Raw genomic sequence first — 20,458 nt, forward strand, 5'->3', positions numbered from 1 at the left:
CGTAAGTTACTCACTGTTATGTTTATGGCTAGTACGTGTATCAAGTTTGAAAGGAATAACAATGCACCAAGGCATCATGAAAGCCTGGCTCGAGTCGTCACATTTAAGTGGATCGAACTCGACCTACGTAGAAGAGATGTATGAAGCCTATCAAGAAGATCCGCAATCAGTGACTGCTGATTGGCAGCTTGTTTTTGATAATCTCCCTCCGGTTAACGGTACCTCAGAAGACGTACCCGAAACTTCTCACTCTAAAGTTCGTGACTATTTCCGTAGCTTAGCCCTCCAAGGTCGTTTAAAAAACGCTACCAGCGTAAGCGATCCAGAGCTAGATGCGAAGCAAGTTAAAGTCCTGCAACTGATCAACGCCCATCGTTTCCGTGGCCATCAAAATGCCAATTTAGATCCATTAGGATTGTGGAAACGTGAGGTTGTTCAGGAGTTGGATCCTGCTTATCACGGCTTAACTACTGAAGACATGCAGCGTCAGTTCAATACTGGTTCATTCGCCTTAGGCGGAGAGACCATGAAGCTTGCTGATATTATTCATGCATTAAAGAGCACTTATTGTGGTTCTATTGGTGCTGAATACATGCATATTACTGATACCGATGAAAAGCGTTGGATCCAACAACGTCTTGAACCCACATTAGGTAAAGCCCAATACGGTAACGACGTTAAAAAGCGTATTCTTGAAGGGTTGAATGCAGCAGAAGGTATCGAAAAATACCTTGGTGCTAAATTCCCTGGAGCTAAGCGTTTCTCGTTAGAAGGTGGTGACTCGCTGGTTCCAATGATGCGTGAAATTATTTATCGCGCCGGTGAAGCAGGCACTAAAGAAATCGTAGTCGGTATGGCTCACCGCGGTCGTTTAAACTTGCTCATTAACGTGCTCGGTAAACGTCCTGCAGAACTGTTTGATGAGTTTGCGGGTAAGCATGCCGACATTCACGGTTCTGGTGATGTTAAATATCATCAAGGTTTCTCATCTGATTTTGAAACGCCTGGCGGCAATGTTCATTTAGCGTTAGCTTTTAACCCGTCTCATTTAGAAATTGTTAACCCAGTAGTCATTGGTTCTGTGCGCGCGCGTCAAGACCGTCGTGGTTGTAAAGATGGGTTACAAGTCATGCCTATCACTATTCATGGTGATTCTGCTATTACTGGTCAAGGCATTGTGCAAGAGACGTTTAACATGTCTCAAACACGTGGTTTTACTGTTGGTGGTAGCATTCGTATTGTGGTCAATAACCAGGTTGGTTTTACCACATCTAACCAGGCAGACACTCGTTCAACAGAATACTGCACTGACATCGCTAAGATGGTTCAGGCGCCAATTTTCCATGTCAACTCAGATGATCCTGAAGCCGTTGCGTTTATTTCTCAACTTGCTGTTGATTATCGTAATGAGTTTAAACGTGATGTGGTTGTTGATTTAGTGTGTTATCGCCGCCATGGCCATAACGAAGCTGATGAGCCTAGTGCTACACAGCCGCTAATGTACGCTAAAATTAAAAAACACCCTACACCACGTAAAATCTATGCAGATAAGTTAATCGCTGAAAACAGCATTCCAGCCGATGAAGTGACTGGTTTGATTAATCATTATCGTGATGCTTTAGATGCTGGTGATTGTGTGGTGAAAGAATGGCGTCCAATGACGCTGCATACTGTTGATTGGACACCGTATCTTAATCGCGAATGGGATGAAGATTATGCGGGTGCTATGTCGATGGAACGTCTACAAAACTTAGCCAATAAGTTAGTCGATATTCCTGAAAATCATACGCTTCAATCGCGTGTTGCCAAAATTTGTGGCGACCGAACTGCGATGGCTAAAGGCGAAAAGTTATTAGACTGGGGTTTCGCTGAAACGTTAGCCTATGCTTCTATCCTTGAAGACAAAAAGCGTGTGCGGATTACCGGCCAAGACTCTGGTCGCGGTACGTTCTTCCATCGTCATGCGGTATTGCATAGCCAAAAAGACGGCACCACCTATTTACCATTACGTAATGTTGCTGATGAGCAAGGGCCAATTGATATTATTGACTCAGTATTATCTGAAGCATCTGTGTTGGCATTTGAATACGGTTACGCTACAGCAGAACCGGGTGGCTTGACCATTTGGGAAGCGCAGTTTGGTGATTTCGTCAACTGTGCCCAAGTTGTTATAGATCAATTCTTATCATCTGGTGAGCAAAAGTGGGGCCGTTTATGTGGTCTAACGATGCTATTACCTCATGGTTATGAAGGCCAAGGTCCTGAGCATTCAAGTGCACGTTTAGAGCGCTTCTTGCAATTATGTGCTAACCACAACATGCAAGTGTGTGTGCCATCAACTCCGGCGCAGGTTTATCACATGTTGCGTCGCCAAGTGGTACGCCCAATGCGTCGTCCGTTAGTGGTTATGTCGCCTAAATCTTTACTACGTCATCCTTTGGCGGTGTCTACTTTAGAAGAACTTGCTGAAGGGACTTTCCAAAATATCATCGGTGAGATTGATACTTTAGACGCCAGCCAAGTTGACCGCGTAGTATTTTGTAGCGGCAAGGTGTATTTCGAGTTACTTGAAAAACGTCGTAAAGAGAATGTCACTAACGTTGCCATTGTTCGTGTTGAGCAGCTGTATCCATTCCCTGATGTGGAATTGCGTGCGGCATTAGCAACATATCAACATGTTACTGATTTTGTTTGGTGTCAAGAAGAGCCGCAAAACCAAGGTGCATGGTACTGTAGTCAGCATCATTTCTGGGCTAATATTCCTGCAGGCGGTCAATTAACTTATGCCGGTCGTGAAGCTTCTGCTGCACCAGCATGTGGTTATCCTGGTTTGCATGTACAGCAGCAAGAATCATTAGTAAATAGCGCATTAAAACTGTCGTAATAGATAATTTATATAAGGGAAGCTTTCCATGAGTATCGAAATTAAGGTACCCGTATTACCAGAATCTGTTGCTGATGCAACTATTGCTACTTGGCATGTTAAACCTGGTGAGCAGGTCACTCGCGATCAAAACTTAGTTGATATCGAGACTGACAAAGTTGTGCTAGAAGTGGTTGCACCTGAAGACGGTTCAATCTCTGAATTGTTATTCCAAGAAGGTGACACCGTTTTAGGTGAGCAAGTGATTGCTAACTTTGTCCCTGGTGCCGTGTCTGGCCAAGAAGTGACTAAAGCTGAAGCATCAGCACCTTCGGCTGCAGCAACAACTGAAGCAACTGCTGATGAATCTAATGATGCATTAAGCCCATCGGTTCGTCGTGTTATTGCTGAGCACAATCTTGATGCAAGCAAAATTAAAGGTTCTGGCGTGGGTGGACGTGTAACTAAGGATGATGTCGATGCATTCCTTAAGTCTGCACCGGCTAAAACCGCGCCAGCTACACCAGTAGCACCGTTAGAAGGTCGTAGCGAGAAACGTGTTCCAATGTCTCGTCTTCGTAAAACGATTGCTAAACGTCTATTAGAAGCGAAAAACTCAACGGCAATGTTAACTACGTTTAATGAAGTTAACATGAAGCCAATTATGGATATTCGCAAGCAGTACCAAGACATTTTCGAAAAGCGTCATGGTATTCGTTTAGGCTTTATGTCTTTCTATATCAAAGCAGTGACAGAAGCGCTAAAACGCTTCCCAGAAGTTAACGCCTCTATTGATGGTGATGACATTGTGTATCACAACTATTTTGATATTAGCATTGCAGTATCGACGCCACGTGGCCTGGTAACGCCAGTATTACGTGACACCGATACCATGAACTTAGCTGAGATTGAGAAAGCAGTACGTGAATTAGCCCTTAAAGGCCGTGATGGAAAACTGTCTGTTGCAGACATGACTGGCGGTAACTTCACTGTGACAAACGGTGGTGTTTTTGGCTCGCTAATGTCTACACCCATTTTGAACCTGCCACAAAGCGCAATCTTAGGCATGCATGCCATTAAAGATCGCCCAATGGCAGTCAATGGTCAGGTTGAAATCCTGCCTATGATGTACCTAGCACTCTCTTACGATCACCGTATTGTTGATGGTCGTGAGTCAGTTGGCTTCTTAGTCGCTATTAAAGACTTCTTAGAAGATCCAACTCGTCTGCTACTTGATCTATAAGTAGTTAGATAAACCCTCGTCGCTGGCTCATATTGAGCCAGTTGGATTTGATTAGAAGTATATGGATAGATCATCATGAATTTGCATGAGTATCAGGCAAAATCTTTATTTGCCGAATATGGTTTACCAGTCTCTGAAGGCTTTGCGTGTGATACTGCTCAAGAAGCAGTTGAAGCAGCTGGCCACATTGGCGGAAACTTATGGGTTGTTAAGTGTCAAGTACACGCAGGCGGCCGTGGTAAAGCAGGTGGCGTTAAAGTTACCGGTAGTAAAGACGAAATCAGAGCATTCGCTGAAAACTGGTTAGGCAAGAACTTAGTAACGTACCAGACTGACGCTAAAGGTCAGCCAGTTGCTAAAATTCTAGTTGAAAGCTGTACTGACATCGCTAACGAATTGTACCTAGGTGCAGTAGTTGACCGTAGCACTCGTCGCGTTGTGTTTATGGCGTCGACTGAAGGTGGTGTTGATATCGAAACTGTGGCTGAACATACGCCAGAGCTTATCCACACAGCTATCATTGATCCGTTAACAGGTCCTCAAGCTTTCCAGGCTCGTGATCTTGGCTTCAAGTTAGGTTTAAACCCAACTCAAATGAAGCAGTTCACTAAGATCTTTATGGGTCTGGCGAACATGTTCAACGACCATGATTTTGCATTATTAGAAATCAATCCACTTGTTATCACAACCGAAGGCAACCTTCACTGTTTAGATGGCAAAATCGGTATTGATGGCAATGCATTATATCGTCAGCCAAAAATCAAAGCGATGCACGATCCATCACAAGATGATGCTCGTGAAGCGCATGCTGCTAAATTTGAATTAAACTATGTTGCTTTAGACGGTAACGTAGGTTGTATGGTTAACGGTGCCGGCCTAGCAATGGGTACAATGGACATCGTAAATCTACACGGCGGCAAGCCAGCTAACTTCTTAGACGTTGGCGGTGGAGCAACGAAAGAACGTGTTGCTGAAGCCTTTAAGATCATTCTTTCTGATAGCAATGTTAAAGCGGTATTGGTTAACATCTTCGGTGGTATCGTACGTTGCGATATGATCGCTGAAGGTATTATCGGTGCGGTTAAAGAAGTTGGCGTTAAAGTGCCAGTAGTTGTACGTCTTGAAGGTACTAACGCCGAATTAGGTCGTGAAGTATTGGCGAAATCTGGTCTTGATATCATCGCGGCTACAAGTCTTACTGACGCGGCTGAACAAGTTGTTAAAGCTGCGGGAGGCAAATAATGTCTGTTTTAATTAACAAAGATACCAAGGTAATCTGTCAAGGTTTCACTGGTGGTCAGGGTACTTTCCACTCTGAGCAGGCGATTGCTTATGGCACGCAAATGGTTGGTGGTGTTTCTCCTGGCAAAGGTGGTCAAGTTCATTTAGGCCTTCCAGTATTTAACACTGTTAAAGATGCAGTAGCTCAAACAGGTGCAACTGCCTCTGTTATCTATGTACCTGCACCATTTTGTAAAGACGCTATCCTTGAAGCAATCGATGCTGGCATTGAGCTAATCGTTTGTATCACTGAAGGCATCCCTACACTTGATATGCTACAAGTGAAAGTGAAGCTAGAAGAAACTGGCGTTCGCATGATCGGTCCTAACTGTCCAGGTGTTATCACTCCGGGTGAATGTAAGATTGGTATTATGCCTGGTCACATTCACTTACCTGGAAAAGTCGGTATTGTTTCTCGCTCTGGTACATTAACGTACGAAGCGGTTAAGCAAACGACTGATGAAGGTTTCGGCCAATCTACTTGTGTAGGTATCGGTGGCGACCCAATTCCTGGTACTAACTTCATCGACGTATTGGAAATGTTCCAAAACGATCCACAGACTGAAGCGATTGTTATGATCGGTGAAATCGGTGGTAATGCTGAAGAAGAAGCGGCTGCTTATATCAAAGCACACGTGACTAAGCCTGTGGTATCTTACATTGCTGGTGTTACTGCACCAGAAGGTAAGCGTATGGGTCATGCTGGCGCAATTATCGCCGGCGGTAAAGGTACTGCTGAAGATAAGTTTGCCGCTCTTGAAGCTGCAGGCGTAACAACTGTTCGCTCTTTAGCTGACATTGGTAAAGCATTGCGTATCCGTACTGGTTGGTAATTATTACCTTACTAGTTTAAAAGGCGCTTAGGCGCCTTTTTTGTTGCTGGTTTTTCTGCACCGCTAATCGTTATTGTTTATTCTTTGTGGTAGTTTTTCAGTATTAATAAGGTTGTTATGCACATAGTCAGTATTATTTTCCCATTAATGTTTATGGTAACTCTTGGCTATGGATTAACTCGAGCGGGCTTTTTTACTCAACAACATATTGCAGGCATTAGTAAATTCACTTTTTATGTCAGTATTCCAGCGTTTTTATTTATCAATATGTTAGCCGCGCCGCTAGCACAAAGTATTGATCCGTTCGCGTTGCTGGCTTTTTATCTACCAGTAGTATTGGTGTTTGCTATTGGTTATCACATCAATCGGTATTGTAGTCCTACTGCAGAGCAAGGCCGTGATGCCAGTGCCGTTTTTGCCTTAGGCAGCAGTTATTCTAATACCGTATTGGTAGGATTGCCGATTATTATCGCCGCTTTAGGTGAAGCGATGATAGGGCAGGTTTTTATGATCATTACTTTTCATAGTGCAACCTTGTTTGCGTTAACCTTTATCTTAGCCGCACGCGGACAAAGCCAAGGTTTTTCATGGCGTCGCTTTACTCGTTCTATGCTACTTAATCCGGTGGTGATGAGTATTGGTTTGGGGATCCTCGCTAATGCATTACGTCTTCAGTTAGGACAGCAACTTAATGAGGGTCTAGCGCTACTGGCTAAACCAGCATTAGCATGTGCATTATTTGTCTTAGGAGCTAATTTAAGTTTTTATAGGATCGGCGATCATTGGCGCTTAGCATTAATCGCCAGCAGTTTGAAAATTATACTGTTACCCGCACTAGTGTATGTGATGGCGCATGTTGTATTTGGGTTAGCATCGCAAAATACAGCGATGTTGGTGTTGCTAAGCGCCTCACCACTTGGCGTTAATGCTTATTTAATTGCTGCAGAGCTTAAGCAGCATGAATCAACCTTAGGTAGCACGGTGGTATTATCGACACTGTTATCGGTATTGAGTTTTAGTTTATGGCTAACATTGTTGATTTGATAATACTTTTCAATAATCTTTCTTTATCAATGGATTATATTTGCTATATGAATAAATTTTGATACTGTCTGCTAAACGTTTTTGTGCCATGCTATTTATACAAAATGAGTCAAACAGATGATAAATATCAGCCAATAAAAAACCAGCAAAATTGCTGGTTTATTTGTTATCCAAATATAGACTATTCGTCAGCATGATCACAGGTATCATTGGTACAACGTCCATAAAGGTACAGGCTATGGTGAGTCAGTTTGATATTGTGTCGCATGGCGATTTCGTCTTGGCGACGTTCAATGACATCGTCAGTAAACTCAATTACTTTATCGCAGGTTAAACACACCAAATGATCATGGTGTTGTTGAGTGGATAATTCAAACACCGCTTTACCACTTTCAAAATGATGACGATTAAGAATGCCCGCATCATCAAACTGGTTTAATACTCTATACACTGTAGCAAGGCCAATTTCTTCGCCAATTTCGAGTAACTTTTTGTATAAGTCTTCTGCACTGATGTGCTGATTATCAGTTTCTTGCATCAGTTCTAGAATTTTAACTCGCGGCAGAGTTATTTTTAATCCGGCTTTTTTTAGCGTTTGATTTCCATCTGTCATTGCTAATCTCTTGATTGCAGAACCAATCGGTTCATCGGTGGATATTCTAATCATTATATGTCTTGAGTCTCAAAACATAAACCTCTTAAGGTGCTTAATCAACCAATATGGAAGATATTTAGTAAAACATCCACTTAAGTTGATATTATTTGTTATACATCGCTCAATAAACTTACTTATACTAAGGGATTATTGTGATAATTTTGTTATCCGATATCATGATGAGATCTATAAAATGATTTGTTTGTGATTTTTTATATTCTCTAATGACAACATTTTGTAACGTGAGAGCGTATTTTTGATATGGTTATAGAACGTTAATGGCATTGTATTTTACACCATCAAAATAAAGGACAAACAATGTACCGGCAAATTGTCGTGCTGACCGGCGCAGGTATTTCAGCTGAATCGGGAATGAGCACATTTAGAGACCAACATGGTTTATGGGAGCAGCATCATATTGAAGATGTTGCTACTCCTGAAGGCTATGCTAGAGATATCGAATTAGTCGAGCGTTTCTATAATAGTCGCTGGCAGCAATTACTCAGTGATGACGTTACTCCTAATGCAGCCCATTTAGCACTAGCGAAACTTGAAACAGAATTTACCGGCGAACTGTTAGTCATAACTCAAAATGTTGACGATTTACATGAGCGAGCAGGCTCTAAACGATTACTGCATATGCACGGTGAATTAGCAAAAGGTCGATGCCCACAATCGCTGCAAACCTTTGTATTACGTGAACCTTTCGGTGTTGATAATTGCTGCACCTGTTGCATACCCGGTAAGCGCCTGCGGCCACATATTGTGTGGTTTGGGGAAATGCCTTTTGGTATGGACAGAATTCACGATGCCTTAGATAATTGTGACTTATTTATTGCGATTGGTACATCGGGTACGGTTTACCCTGCGGCAGGTTTTGTCGATAGTGCCAATCATCAAGGTGCTCAAACCGTGGAGGTTAACCTTGATCCTGCAGATCGCCATAGCCAATTTCAATACCATTTTACCGGTAAAGCGGGTGCTATCTTACCTAAGTTAGTCGACGATATTTTAGCGGGTAAGGTGATTGGTAGTGAGTGAAACATTATTAGAGCAAGCCGTTAGTGACGTGATGCCGACAAAGCTGGCGATTATTATGCGTGGTTTGCCTGGCAGTGGTAAGTCTTATTGGGTTGAACAATTTATAACGACTCAAGGTGTTGAACGGGCTATTCATATCCGTCAATGTGGCCTATTTTCAACGGATAGGTATTTTTATGAGCAAGGGCACTATCGTTTTAATCCACAGAAAATTGGTCAATTTCATCAGGCTAATTTAACCGCATTTATTCAGGCCATGGCCAATAGTGAACCGATTGTGATTTGTGATAATACTAATATCGCAAAGTGGGAGTTTATGGCTTATGAGGCTGCAGCCAAAGCATTGGGTTATCAAGTTAACGTGGTGCAGATAGGACAACCTAATAATGATCAACATCAACAACTTTGCGCCCAACGAAATCAACATCACGTTTCATTAGTGCATATTAAAAAAATGGCTCAGTTGTTTGAACCATAGTCGTTACAGTCAGAGTTGTTTAGATAAAAAAGGCGCATAATGCGCCTTTTTTATGGTTGATTTGCGAGTAACTATTTCGCGGCAACAGGTGTTGTTAAGTCGATGCTATAAATCGCAAAGCCAGCTACAACATCAGCTGTTTTAGGTAACTTCACCATTTTACGTTGTTGATTATCAGCAACGAACTTGTCGGCAACATCGCTGTCTTGGGTTTCAAAACGAATGTCTAATGCAACAGTCGCATTATCAATAGTTTTAAAATCCCAGTTGTAATCAGCTGATGGATCAACCATAGCATCATATCCGCCGGTAGCATTAGGTTGTGATTGTTCAGTGATATAAGCAGACAATGCATCACGGTTAGTATCAGGCAGTTCAAGCACCACGTGGTCAGAACCGGTACCGGCAAATGAACCACCAAAAGCACGGTAGTTATTTGATGCCACAACAAATGACATCGCTGCTAATTCATCACCCGTAATAACCGTTCCGTCAGGTGCTGTGTATGTTAAGTCAACAATACGATTTGCGTCAGCATTAACAACTGCGCAGTTACGGTCAAACTTAGTGGGTTGAGTTACATCAATTTTGTACGTTAAGCCATCGATAACATCGAAATTATAGGTTGGGTGACCTGCGCGATTAATCAAATTTTGTGGAGCACTAACGCTTGGGTCAATTTGATTAAACTGATTTGCAGAACATTCTAACCAATCTTTTAACTCCGCACCGGTCGCTTTAACTGCAACCATGGTATTTGGGTAAAGGTATAAGTCTGCTGCGTTCTTGTATGAAAGGTCGCCAGCATCAACTTGTACATATTGGCTTGCATCTCCTTCGGCATAACGTCCACCGGCTTTAAATGGTGCCGATGCTGACAAGATTGGCAAATCTTTTAGATCATCAGTGATTAATGTTTTAACACGCGCTATTTGAGCATTAGATACAATCTGAACGGTTGGATCATCTTGTACTAAGGTTAAGAAGCTGTACATGTCAGCCGCTGCAACACCAATAGGTTGGCTGACATATTCGATAGTGCCATTATGTTCAACTTCAATCGCATCGCGTAAGCTTGCTTCGCCAGTGACTAATTCAACTTTATTAGCATTGTCGTAAATAGGACGCGCTTTTGCTGTTGATTCCTCATGAATAACAGTCCATTTACCTTCTACTTGACGTACGACTAAATCAACCACACCTAGGTTATCACCCCAACGTCCTGGCATTACTGCTGGTACGCCGTTTAATAAGCCTTTAGTGACATCGGTGTTTGGTAAATCGCTATAGGTTGCAGAAGGGAACACAGAGTGGCTGTGACCAAAGAAAATAGCATCAATACCATCGACGTTGGTTAATGCATAGGTTGCGTTTTCTGCCCATGGGTCGCCAGGGTTTTCGCTTGAACCAATACCAGAGTGCGGAATCGCTAAAATAATATCAGCGCCTTCAGCTTTCATTTGTGGCACAAATTTATTGGCCGCTTGAACAATACCTAGTACTTCAACTTTACCGTCTAAGTTTGCTTTGTCCCATTGTAAAATCTGTGGTGGAACAAAACCGATATAACCAATTTTAATGGTTTGCTCATTACCGTCTACGTCAGTCACGACTTTCTCTTTGATGATATAAGGCGTGAACATGTTTTCATTAAATAATACGTCATCCCAACAACCGTCTTTGTCAGCACAAATAACGTTAGCATTAATATAAGGGAAGTTTGCACCGTCTATTGATTGCTCTAGGAATGATAAACCATAGTTAAATTCGTGGTTACCGATATTACCGACTTCATAGTCTAAGGTATTCATTGCTTTGTAAACTGGGTGGGTATCGGTAAGCATGTTGCTATCAGTTTTGAATTTATTGGCAATATAGTCGCCCATAGGGCTGCCTTGTAATAAATCGCCGTTATCAACCAATACTGAGTTGGTGACTTCAGCTCGTGCAGCATTGATTAAACTGGCGGTACGTACAAGTCCAATTGTCTTGTCTTCTTTACCTGAATAATAGTTATAATCCATCATATTAGTATGAAGATCAGTCGTTTCCATAACTCTTAATTTGATATCAGCAGCAACGGTGATTTTTTCATCGTTATTATCTGAATTACAACCGCCCAGTCCCATTGCGCTAGCGATGACTACGGCAAGTATTTTTTTATTTAACATATTAGTCTCTCTGTTTGTTTGACCCCGAGGCGTATTTATTATTATTTGCCTCTAACGTAGTGTTAACATTCTTTATCTATTTTGATAATAAAATGAAAACACCTAGGCGATTATAAACCTAATAAATGAACTAATTGTGATGAAGCGCTAAATAAAATTAATTAATAAGTGATGTCGCACGATTTTTGAACGTGAAAGATGATAGGTAATAAATTGCATGTTGCTTAAATTAATATGATTTTATTCAGTTAAACATTTCAGCTTTATATAGACACTTACTTTGACGCAAGATAAAAAATGTTTGTATGAGATAAGACTAAATAGTGTTAAACATTCAAAAAATTAACGTTTTTAAACATATTTTTATTTTAATAAATTGATTTCATTATGGATACTGCTCAACTAACGCTGTTGGGCAGCAATCGTGAAGTAGGTTTTTTAAGGATATTACAACACCAACTTAAGCACTTGATAGTTTACTTTTCAAGCTAATAAATAGTAAATTGATTATATTTCATTCTTTGAAAAGTGATTTATATCAATTTTATTTATTGGTCTATTAATTCAATATGTCTCTTAGTGACGGCAATATGCTTAAGTAAAAATAATGGCTACATTTTCTAAAAATATTAACTTAGTTGCCAGAATGTGAGTCCGCCATCCTTATTAATTAGAGTTTTTGCACTAGGTCACGTTATTTTTGACTAACGTTCTTATAATCGAACACTAGTTGGTCATGGCGAACAATACGTCAAATAGATAATTACAATAGGCTGACAAAGTTCAGAAGGGATTTCTTCTGGGGTCAAATGACACATTAAGAGTAATGGATATGCTAAATAAAAAAGTATTAGCGGTAGTGATTTCTGCTGCACTGGGACTAACGGCTTGTAATGGTGATGATGAGATTGTTTATGTTGATAAACCGGTAGATAGTGCTACATCGTCAGTGGCTGTTGAAGGTAAGACACTTTCGAACACCCCTGATGTCATTGTAAAAAGTGCGATTCAAGATGCGAACGAAGTGACTATCACTATCGCGGCCACATCTGATTTACATGGGCGTCTGTTTGGTTATGATTATGCTATCGATGGCGAAGACAAAGATGCCGGTCTAACGCGTATCGCCACTTTGTTGAAGGCAGAGCGTGCTAAAAATCCTAATATAATCTTGATCGATATCGGTGATACAGTTCAAGGAAACTCTGCACAGTTATTTAATGATCATCCCACCCATCCAGTGGTTTCAACACTAAACGCCTTAGATTATGATTTATGGGTGCCTGGTAACCATGAATTTAACTTTGAAAGAGAGTTTGTAGACCGCAATCTAGAACATTTCAATGGTGCTGTAGTATCAAACAATATCAAGTGGGAAGAGAGTAATACTAATTATTTACGCTCTTTCCAAGTATTTGAAGTTAATGGGGCGAAAGTTGCCATTGTGGGTCTAACGCCTTCAAATATACCTAACTGGGAAGCTTCCGCTCCAGAACATTTTAAAGGGTTAAAGTTTGAGGAAGAATTAGCATCAACCCAAGCTGCAGTGGCTACATTAGTAAAAGAGTTTCAGCCTGATGTTATCGTTGGCGCTTTCCATTTAGGCAGAACGTCTGGTGGTGGCACCGGTGTTTATAAAGTAGCGGCTGTAATGGCTGATCAATTCGATGTTATTCTCGCTGGCCATGAACACGCAACGTATATTGAAAGTATCACTAAAGGTGACGTTGGCGCCGATGTTGTGACCAAAGATATTTCAGTAGAAGCTAAACACTATGCTGAAGATAAAAGTCTAGCCGGTGTTTATGATGAATCTAACCGCGCTAATAGCGTTAAAATTATTGAACCTGGTAAATGGGGCTCAGCATTAGCTACAGCAGATATTAAGCTTAAAAAGAATACTGCTGGTAAGTGGGAAATGGTCGACACCACGCTTGCAAATATTTCAACCAAGGATATAGAACAAGATGCAGATATAAGTGCACAGTACCAATATGTCGATGATATGGCTAAAACTGATGCACAAGAAGTGATTGGTAAAGTTGTTGGTGTGTTTACTCCAGGTATAGGCGCAGATGAAGCGGTTCATGAAGATCTTAATAATGAAGTAGGCAGACTTTATACCACTATTCATACCGCTAAAGTACAAGATACCCCGTTAATGGATTTCATTAACACTATTCAAATGCAAAAGTCTGGTGCTGATATTTCAGCTGCATCATTGTTCTCTGATGGCTCAAATCTTATTGACGGCCAAGAGTACGCTAAAAAAGATTCTACTCGTTTGTACCTCTACGATAACACCTTAATCGGTGTCAATATTACAGGTGAGAATCTAAAACGTTATATGGAATGGTCATATAGCTATTTCAACCCATACCAAGATGGTGACATTACGGTGTCATTCCGTAAGGGCGCTAAGTCTTACAACTATGACCAATTTGATGGCAACATTAAGTTTGTCGTAGATCTTACTGGTGATGCACTGGCACAAACTAAGGGAGATGATGGCAAGTATCAAGTTACTAATGAAGGTAGCCGGATTGATATTTCTGAAATTAATGGCGAGCCATTTGATCCTAAGGCGACATATAAACTAGCAATTAACAGCTACCGTTACGGTTCTCAATTAAAAATGTATGGTTGGGTCTCTGCGACTGGAGAAGATAAATTCTTTGATTCGGTCAATGAAAGCGTCTACGCAATTCGTGACATGTTAACGGAATATATACTCACCAATCAGTCAGTTAATGCAAGTGACTACACTAACAACAACTGGGAATTTAAACAGTACCAAGCGAACGGTGCCATTACACTTGCACGTACCGATAAAGGTGCAGGTCAAGCTCTTTGGACTCAACTGGTGAACAAGGAAATTTGTGTCAAGATTGATCCAGAAAACCCTAAATATCCAGGGATCCTTTACTCAGTTAACTTTAATGATGCTACAAGTTACTTTGCGAATCCTAACAAAGGTAATGCAGATCAAAATAAAGTCTATGAAGGTTGTGTAGAAGCTGAATAAGCTACACATAACATACTCAAAGGCTCGGTAACGGGCCTTTTTTTGACTCTATTTCCAATTTGACTCTACTGACAAGTACGTTTGTTTTAAAAATATCATAAATAATAAGCTTTTATATCACTTCAACTCTACTGGAGGCAGGTTACAGATAACAAATTTTACAACTTTTTATCTATAACAGCTTAAGGTTTTAGTGGAGGTTATTTAATTATAGATTTTGGAGCCTGTAAATAATTTGATGCCCTTGCTAATAAAATTCATCACCAAATTTGAATCAACGTCAATCAACGTCAATCATACTTACTTTATTGAGGCTTTTTAATTAAAGGCAGCCTATGTTAAAAGACTACCGTTTTGCTATCCTGATCACCCTCATTTCAACAATGTTGTTTTACTTCTCTCCTAGCTTGAGTGATAACTTTAAAGCAAAATCGTCATTGAAACAGAGTTTTGTTGACGCTAGAGTGACGAACATTATCAGCAACGAACTGGCTCCTGATGTCAAAGTACCTTCAATATTAACCGGTAAACAAGTTTTTAATGCTGAAATATTGGAAGGCCCTGAAATAGGAACAATAGTCGAAATTCAAAATCCACTGAGTCGCCAACATAATGTGTTGGTTGAAACTGATGATGTTTTTATCTTGATGATCCGTACTACAGATCGAGAAAAAGTTTACTGGGCCTATAATCACAAACGCTCAACGGCCATTTATTGGATGGGATTTTCTTTTGTACTACTGCTACTTTCCTTCGGTAAAAAGGAGGGGCTTCATTCTATTGTGTCACTTTACTTTACCGCAGCGCTTATTATTGGAGTACTGATTCCAAGTATTTTTGCAGGATTCAATCCTGTGCCTATCACTATCGTGTTGATGGGTATTAAAATTGTGGTTAATTTTATTTTAGTATCGGGCTATAACCGCAAAAGTTTTTGCGCTATGGGTGGAACCTTGCTGGGGGTTATTGCTGCAGGCGTAATGGCGCAAGTATTCGGTGAATTTGCTCATCTATCTGGTATTTACCTCGATAAAGGCGAGGACGTTATCTATATATCTAATCAAGTCATACAGGTTAGATGGTTAATGTTTGTTGCCATTATGATATCGGCATTAGGTGCGGTTATGGACGTAGCCATCTCCATTGCTTCTGCTTATAACGAGCTGAGAATTACTGACCCAAAACTTTCACCAACCCAGTTAATGCGAGCCAGTATGAACATCGGTAGAGATATTATGGGAACGATGACAAATACGCTAATCTTAGCTTTTGCAGGTAGCTCTCTCACTACCATTATGATGGTGTGGGGCTTAGATATGCCTCTGACACAATTTATCAATACTCCGGTTATCGCATTGGCAATTATCCATGCATTAGCGGGTAGTGTAGGGATTGTGCTTACGATTCCACTGACGGCATGGCTAGCGAGATATATGCTAAGTCCACCAAGTATACCGCCAGTAACTGACAACGAAACAGTGTCAATACCCTCTATTGATGAGATGGTTACTCATTCGATTAACGTTGATCCCACCATGGTCATTAGCTCAGGCAATGAATAATGATGCTTAAAAATAGGGATACGATATAAATTGTTTAGCTTATTGTTTCAACTAGGTGGCAAGGTGTTGGAATGTATTTTACCTGGATGGCCACAATACCAAATATAATTAACCTCAATAGTATTCACCAAAGTAGGGCTTGCTGGACATTAACTATTATCATGATTTATTGCAGTAATAATGCAATTTTTGCTTACATACGAGTAAATAATCTACAGTGTTGATGTAGGCAAAAGGAAATTGGGTTGATGATGTCTTATGAGATAAAAAAGGATTTTCTATATCATGTGGCGTTATCAGTTCTGCGTTAAATCATATGTCACTGGTGTATATTGAAATAGTGACATTGAGCAGGCATTTTGGCCTAACACTATGGCAATGTTGGGCTGCCGCAGTTTAGAAAGAAAACGTTATTATGAAATCCTTTTGATTTTATATTCGAAATCGAGTCATAAGATGTTGCTAATTTAATCGTTTGCATGCTTTTAAAATCTTATGCTACCTATTGGGGCATAAAGGTTTTCATTAGCGTGTAACAAAAAAAGCCGAGCAACCATTTGGCTGTTCGGCTTTGCAACAATGACTTTAGGAGTGAATTAACACCTTGTTATTATGGCTTAATAATAACTTTTACTGTGGCATCAACATCAGCTTCATCAATATAGCCAATAGCATTAGGATTAGTGGCTATTACAGATTTCATTGCACTGGCACCTGCAACAGTCGCGGGTGGAGTACCTTTACCGGTAAAAACTTGCTTAGACCAAAATGCTTTAAGCTGTGCATCTGATTTACCGGTTACGGCTTGATGAAACTCGCTGCGTACTGGATTGCCTTCTTCTAACTCGTAAACCACGACTGAAGAATCACCTTTACCTAAAAAAGCTTTTTTAACATCATTAATTGAGATGTCTGCAGCAGCAGGATTGCCAATGACCACAACCGCAGCATTAGCTGAGGTAACGGCGGTTAAACTTAGTACTAAAATAGTCAGTAACTTGTTCATTATCATACCCCTTAAAATACTGCGTCGAATTTAACGGTGTAAATCAAGGTGTCATCATAGGTAAACTTACCTGTTGATGTGTCGATGCTGTTGCCCGAGAATCCGCCTGAAGTGTCACCAAAATCATCAGCATAAGTGACATCAAATTTTACCGCGACGTTATCAATAGCATCCCAACGTAAACCTAGGCTGTAAGCCATACGTTCAGCATTAAAGGCAACCATTTGAACTGCAGCCGCTTGAGATAGTGGCAGACGCTCGTCATTATCCTGAGTTTTCATGTAAGCAACAGTCACATAAGGCGTAAATTCTTTAATACGATAACCTAGTGTCAAATAACCTGAATCAGTATCTGGGTATGCCCCATCAACTTCAACACGGGTCAATTCTGTCACAGCGATAACTTCACCGTTATCATAACTTGCACCTACACCTGCGAAAGTACCTTTCTCATCATTGAGTTCTAAAACGATATAATCTGCTTGGGTAATCACACCTGGCGCTAATTCAACATCTATTTCACTGTTAGCGCTACCATCAAGCTGTGCTTGACCGTACACAGCACGTAAAGTCCATATTTCATCTGTCCAGCTGACATTAGCACCCATTAAATTACTGACATCAGTGCCAGTACTTTTAACTGTTGATTCGCCGCCAAATATTTGCATTGTTAGGGTTGAGTCATCATAGTCGACATCATATGATGCACCTGCACCTGTGTATGATGAGAACGGCACTGCACCGTAAACTTCTTCTGGTGGGCGCGCAAATGGTTGTGCGTATCCCACATCTAAATAGTCAGAATACATGAATAATGGCACACGAAGTTTACCACCACGAAGCTTAATACCATTCTCAAAACGGTGTGATAAATAAGCCCATTCAGCTTCAACTTCCCAGTCATATTCGCCACGCATCATTAACTGTAAAACAGCTTGAGTGCTGTCAGAAATATCGAATGTTGCTTGTAAGCCAACTTTGCTGTCTTCACTAAAGTTTGCACTTGAATCAGCACTGTTATAGCCAACGTCATTGTCTGAGCTAATATAAGCGCCGCTAACAAAACCATTAAATTTAACTTTGTCTGTTAGGCTCGCATTTTGCTGCGATTGCAAAGCTTGTACTTGCTGTTCTAGTTTAGCGATTTTAGCATCAGCAGCTTCATCTGCTACTGCTACTGCTAAACTTGGAACCATTGCCATTGATATTGCAACAGATAATACTTTTAAATTAAACTGCATAGTGTTACTCCTTGATCATCAATCATCATGCCCTTAGGGCTTATCTTTTTTGTTTCTGGTACAGCATTTACAATCAATCTCACACCTTAAATTGATTTGTAATTGATTGTAATTTTTCACTAATATTTTGGATGTCGACACTAATACCGCCCATATCAGCGGTAGTCGCCCTAACTTTTTGTGCGCCGCTTTCCATTTCGGTCACATATTGCTGGATCAAAACTGAAGTATTGTGTTGCTCTTCAGTTGCGGTGGCAATTTGGTCATTTACTTCAGATATTGCACTGACTTTATGCGTAATACTGGTAAGAGCATCACCTGCCATTGACGTTGATTTAACACCTTTATCCGCAGTTTTAATACCACGCTGCATAGCATCAACAGCTTGTTTTGAGGTCGTCGTTAACTCTTTAAGTACTTTTTGTATTTCTTGTGTCGATGTTTGAGTGCGAGACGCTAATGTTCTTACTTCGTCGGCAACCACAGCAAATCCACGACCATGTTCACCCGCTCTGGCTGCTTCAATGGCGGCATTTAAAGCCAATAAATTTGTTTGGTCTGCAATGCTGCTTATGCTCCCCAAGATATCGTTTACTTTATGAGTAAAAGCATCTAATTGGTTCACTACAACAGCTGTTGTTTGTACTTCATCCGCCAACTCTTTGATGGTATTTACCGCATCATTGACAATCACAAACCCTTTTTTTGCTTCTGTGTTGGCATTCTCTGCTTCCAATGCCGCGCTGGAAGCATATTCAGCAATATGAGTGACGCTTACAAACATTTCTTTCATCGCTTGCGATATCTGCTCTATGGCCTCATTTTGTTGTTGTACATTGAGTTCACTGTACTGACTGCCACTAAGTAACGTTGCCGCAACTTCGGTTAAATGTTCAGTGGTATTCTTTGTATCGGCAATAGATGATTGAAGTTTAGATACAAATTGATTAAACCAGTAAACAAGTTGGGCTATTTCATCTTTGCCTGCATAGTGGATCCGTGCACGCAGATCACCTTCACCTTCGGAGATATTACGTAAAGACTGAGTCACACTGTCAATAGTATTAATGATGGAGCTATTAACTAATAAGCCCATGATAACCATCAACACAGTCGCAATTACACCAATCAGTAGGACACTATTTTCTGCCTGGCTTGAACTGGCGATAGTTGCTTGAATACTTTGCTGAAATTGTTCAGATAAAAGTGATTTTTTATCGGCAAATTGTTTGACTAATGTTTGGTATCGCTTTGCATTTTCAGCCGCTTGAAGCTGTATTTTGCTAAAGTCGACATCATCTTTAATAAATTCAGCGGCTAAACTACGAGCATTATTATAATAGATGCTAACGTCATTATTCAGTTGTCTAGCAGTACTGGCTTCTTCTGGCAGTAGTTCAACAAGTTGGCGCAAATTAGTTGAAATTTGCAATACCATAGTATTGGCGACGTCTAAGGCATCCTCTTCCCCCGTGGTAATTGCCGACTGGATAGTTTGATCTAATTGTAATATTAGGCCTTGATTCACTGTCGCAAGATTTAAGGCTGGATAAAGTTGATTTTGAAGTCCATTTAAGCGTTGTGCATTATTTTTGCCGGTTTGATTATTGATGATAATCGAAATGACAAATGACACGATAGCGACAAACGTTAGCAGGGCAATTCTATGCCTGATTTTTAAATTAATTAGCTGCATATGGCCTTGTGTTAATTTAGTTAAGTCGAAACTGGTGGACAATAATAACAGTTTCGATTGTTACTTAAAATTATTAACGTTTGCTTAACGGTTAATATATAGGTGTAAAAAGAGTTGTGGCGGATAGAAAAGTGAGTTGTTATTCGTTATAGCGTTTAAAACGGTTGTTGCTGTAACTGTTTTTTTTACTAATAATTTGATTTAGATAGTTTTTTTTGTTGTTACCTGGGGAGGGTTATCATTAAATCTGTTTATATTTTGAGGTTGGTTAGGATGATTTTGGCTATAAAATTATTATGCAAAGTGTTACGGTTGAGTA

Annotated in this window: 14 protein-coding genes; 9 read left to right on the forward strand and 5 right to left on the reverse strand. The window is 40.4% G+C overall.

Annotation, left to right across the window (positions count from 1 at the left end):
• Positions 1–61 precede the first annotated feature (61 nt).
• From sucA to EGC82_RS09455, 5 genes are all read left to right on the forward strand, one after another.
• The gene (sucA, locus tag EGC82_RS09435; RefSeq protein WP_124730529.1) at positions 62–2,884 is read left to right on the forward strand and encodes a 2-oxoglutarate dehydrogenase E1 component; all 2,823 of its coding nucleotides are present in this window, start codon (positions 62–64) and stop codon (positions 2,882–2,884) included.
• A 28-nt stretch (positions 2,885–2,912) separates the two neighbouring features.
• A complete protein-coding gene (gene odhB / locus EGC82_RS09440) occupies positions 2,913–4,106 on the forward strand; it encodes a 2-oxoglutarate dehydrogenase complex dihydrolipoyllysine-residue succinyltransferase (protein ID WP_124730530.1) in 1,194 nt (397 codons plus the stop codon).
• A gap of 75 nt (positions 4,107–4,181) precedes the next feature.
• Positions 4,182–5,348 (forward strand): ADP-forming succinate--CoA ligase subunit beta, encoded by a 1,167-nt coding sequence (gene sucC / locus EGC82_RS09445; protein WP_124730531.1) that lies wholly within the window; start codon positions 4,182–4,184, stop codon positions 5,346–5,348.
• On the forward strand, positions 5,348–6,220 hold the full coding sequence (gene sucD / locus EGC82_RS09450) for a succinate--CoA ligase subunit alpha (protein ID WP_124730532.1): 873 nt from the start codon (positions 5,348–5,350) through the stop codon (positions 6,218–6,220). The genes sucC and sucD overlap by 1 nt, the downstream gene beginning before the upstream one ends.
• A gap of 117 nt (positions 6,221–6,337) precedes the next feature.
• Positions 6,338–7,264: an AEC family transporter gene (locus EGC82_RS09455; RefSeq protein ID WP_124730533.1), complete on the forward strand. Its 927-nt coding sequence runs from the start codon at positions 6,338–6,340 to the stop codon at positions 7,262–7,264.
• A 181-nt stretch (positions 7,265–7,445) separates the two neighbouring features.
• Here EGC82_RS09455 and fur read toward each other — a convergent pair whose 3' ends face one another.
• Entirely contained in the window at positions 7,446–7,877 is a 432-nt protein-coding gene (gene fur, locus EGC82_RS09460) for a ferric iron uptake transcriptional regulator (protein WP_124732614.1), read from the reverse strand.
• 360 nt (positions 7,878–8,237) lie between these two features.
• Here fur and cobB point away from each other — a divergent pair, with 360 nt between their 5' ends.
• Both cobB and EGC82_RS09470 read left to right on the forward strand, forming a co-directional pair.
• Positions 8,238–8,960, forward strand: coding sequence for a Sir2 family NAD+-dependent deacetylase (gene cobB, locus EGC82_RS09465; protein WP_124730534.1), 723 nt, complete (start codon positions 8,238–8,240; stop codon positions 8,958–8,960).
• A gap of 31 nt (positions 8,961–8,991) precedes the next feature.
• Positions 8,992–9,438 carry an AAA family ATPase gene (locus tag EGC82_RS09470; RefSeq protein WP_124732615.1) on the forward strand — a complete coding sequence of 149 codons (447 nt, stop codon included), beginning with the start codon at positions 8,992–8,994 and terminating at the stop codon, positions 9,436–9,438.
• A 71-nt stretch (positions 9,439–9,509) separates the two neighbouring features.
• Here the strand turns inward: EGC82_RS09470 and EGC82_RS09475 are convergent, their stop codons facing one another.
• On the reverse strand, positions 9,510–11,609 hold the full coding sequence (locus EGC82_RS09475; RefSeq protein ID WP_124730535.1) for a bifunctional 2',3'-cyclic-nucleotide 2'-phosphodiesterase/3'-nucleotidase: 2,100 nt from the start codon (positions 11,607–11,609) through the stop codon (positions 9,510–9,512).
• Positions 11,610–12,441: 832 nt separating this feature from the next.
• On the opposite strand from EGC82_RS09475, the gene EGC82_RS09480 reads away from it, so the two are divergent.
• Both EGC82_RS09480 and EGC82_RS09485 read left to right on the forward strand, forming a co-directional pair.
• Positions 12,442–14,634, forward strand: coding sequence for a bifunctional metallophosphatase/5'-nucleotidase (locus tag EGC82_RS09480; RefSeq protein ID WP_244212565.1), 2,193 nt, complete (start codon positions 12,442–12,444; stop codon positions 14,632–14,634).
• A gap of 335 nt (positions 14,635–14,969) precedes the next feature.
• The gene (locus EGC82_RS09485; protein WP_124730537.1) at positions 14,970–16,196 is read left to right on the forward strand and encodes a YibE/F family protein; all 1,227 of its coding nucleotides are present in this window, start codon (positions 14,970–14,972) and stop codon (positions 16,194–16,196) included.
• A gap of 610 nt (positions 16,197–16,806) precedes the next feature.
• On the opposite strand, the gene EGC82_RS09490 is transcribed toward EGC82_RS09485, so the two are convergent.
• The 3 genes from EGC82_RS09490 to EGC82_RS09500 all read right to left on the reverse strand — a co-directional run bounded on the left by EGC82_RS09490 (position 16,807) and on the right by EGC82_RS09500 (position 20,139).
• On the reverse strand, positions 16,807–17,202 hold the full coding sequence (locus EGC82_RS09490; RefSeq protein WP_124730538.1) for a type 2 periplasmic-binding domain-containing protein: 396 nt from the start codon (positions 17,200–17,202) through the stop codon (positions 16,807–16,809).
• Between the two features lie 11 nt (positions 17,203–17,213).
• Positions 17,214–18,443 carry a hypothetical protein gene (locus tag EGC82_RS09495; protein ID WP_124730539.1) on the reverse strand — a complete coding sequence of 410 codons (1,230 nt, stop codon included), beginning with the start codon at positions 18,441–18,443 and terminating at the stop codon, positions 17,214–17,216.
• 79 nt (positions 18,444–18,522) lie between these two features.
• Entirely contained in the window at positions 18,523–20,139 is a 1,617-nt protein-coding gene (locus EGC82_RS09500) for a methyl-accepting chemotaxis protein (RefSeq protein WP_124730540.1), read from the reverse strand.
• Positions 20,140–20,458: the final 319 nt, after the last annotated feature.

Origin of the sequence: Shewanella livingstonensis (genome assembly GCF_003855395.1) — a bacterium.
Classification (GTDB): domain Bacteria; phylum Pseudomonadota; class Gammaproteobacteria; order Enterobacterales; family Shewanellaceae; genus Shewanella; species Shewanella livingstonensis.

Coding starts and splice junctions, on each gene's coding strand:
- sucC (WP_124730531.1), top strand. CDS start 4,182: ATGAATTTGCATGAGTATCAGGCAAAATCTTTATTTGCCGAATATGGT.
- EGC82_RS09490 (WP_124730538.1), bottom strand. CDS start 17,202: ATGAACAAGTTACTGACTATTTTAGTACTAAGTTTAACCGCCGTTACC.
- sucA (WP_124730529.1), top strand. CDS start 62: ATGCACCAAGGCATCATGAAAGCCTGGCTCGAGTCGTCACATTTAAGT.
- cobB (WP_124730534.1), top strand. CDS start 8,238: ATGTACCGGCAAATTGTCGTGCTGACCGGCGCAGGTATTTCAGCTGAA.
- odhB (WP_124730530.1), top strand. CDS start 2,913: ATGAGTATCGAAATTAAGGTACCCGTATTACCAGAATCTGTTGCTGAT.
- sucD (WP_124730532.1), top strand. CDS start 5,348: ATGTCTGTTTTAATTAACAAAGATACCAAGGTAATCTGTCAAGGTTTC.
- EGC82_RS09500 (WP_124730540.1), bottom strand. CDS start 20,139: ATGCAGCTAATTAATTTAAAAATCAGGCATAGAATTGCCCTGCTAACG.
- EGC82_RS09470 (WP_124732615.1), top strand. CDS start 8,992: ATGCCGACAAAGCTGGCGATTATTATGCGTGGTTTGCCTGGCAGTGGT.
- EGC82_RS09480 (WP_244212565.1), top strand. CDS start 12,442: ATGCTAAATAAAAAAGTATTAGCGGTAGTGATTTCTGCTGCACTGGGA.
- EGC82_RS09485 (WP_124730537.1), top strand. CDS start 14,970: ATGTTAAAAGACTACCGTTTTGCTATCCTGATCACCCTCATTTCAACA.
- EGC82_RS09455 (WP_124730533.1), top strand. CDS start 6,338: ATGCACATAGTCAGTATTATTTTCCCATTAATGTTTATGGTAACTCTT.
- EGC82_RS09475 (WP_124730535.1), bottom strand. CDS start 11,609: ATGTTAAATAAAAAAATACTTGCCGTAGTCATCGCTAGCGCAATGGGA.
- EGC82_RS09495 (WP_124730539.1), bottom strand. CDS start 18,443: ATGCAGTTTAATTTAAAAGTATTATCTGTTGCAATATCAATGGCAATG.
- fur (WP_124732614.1), bottom strand. CDS start 7,877: ATGACAGATGGAAATCAAACGCTAAAAAAAGCCGGATTAAAAATAACT.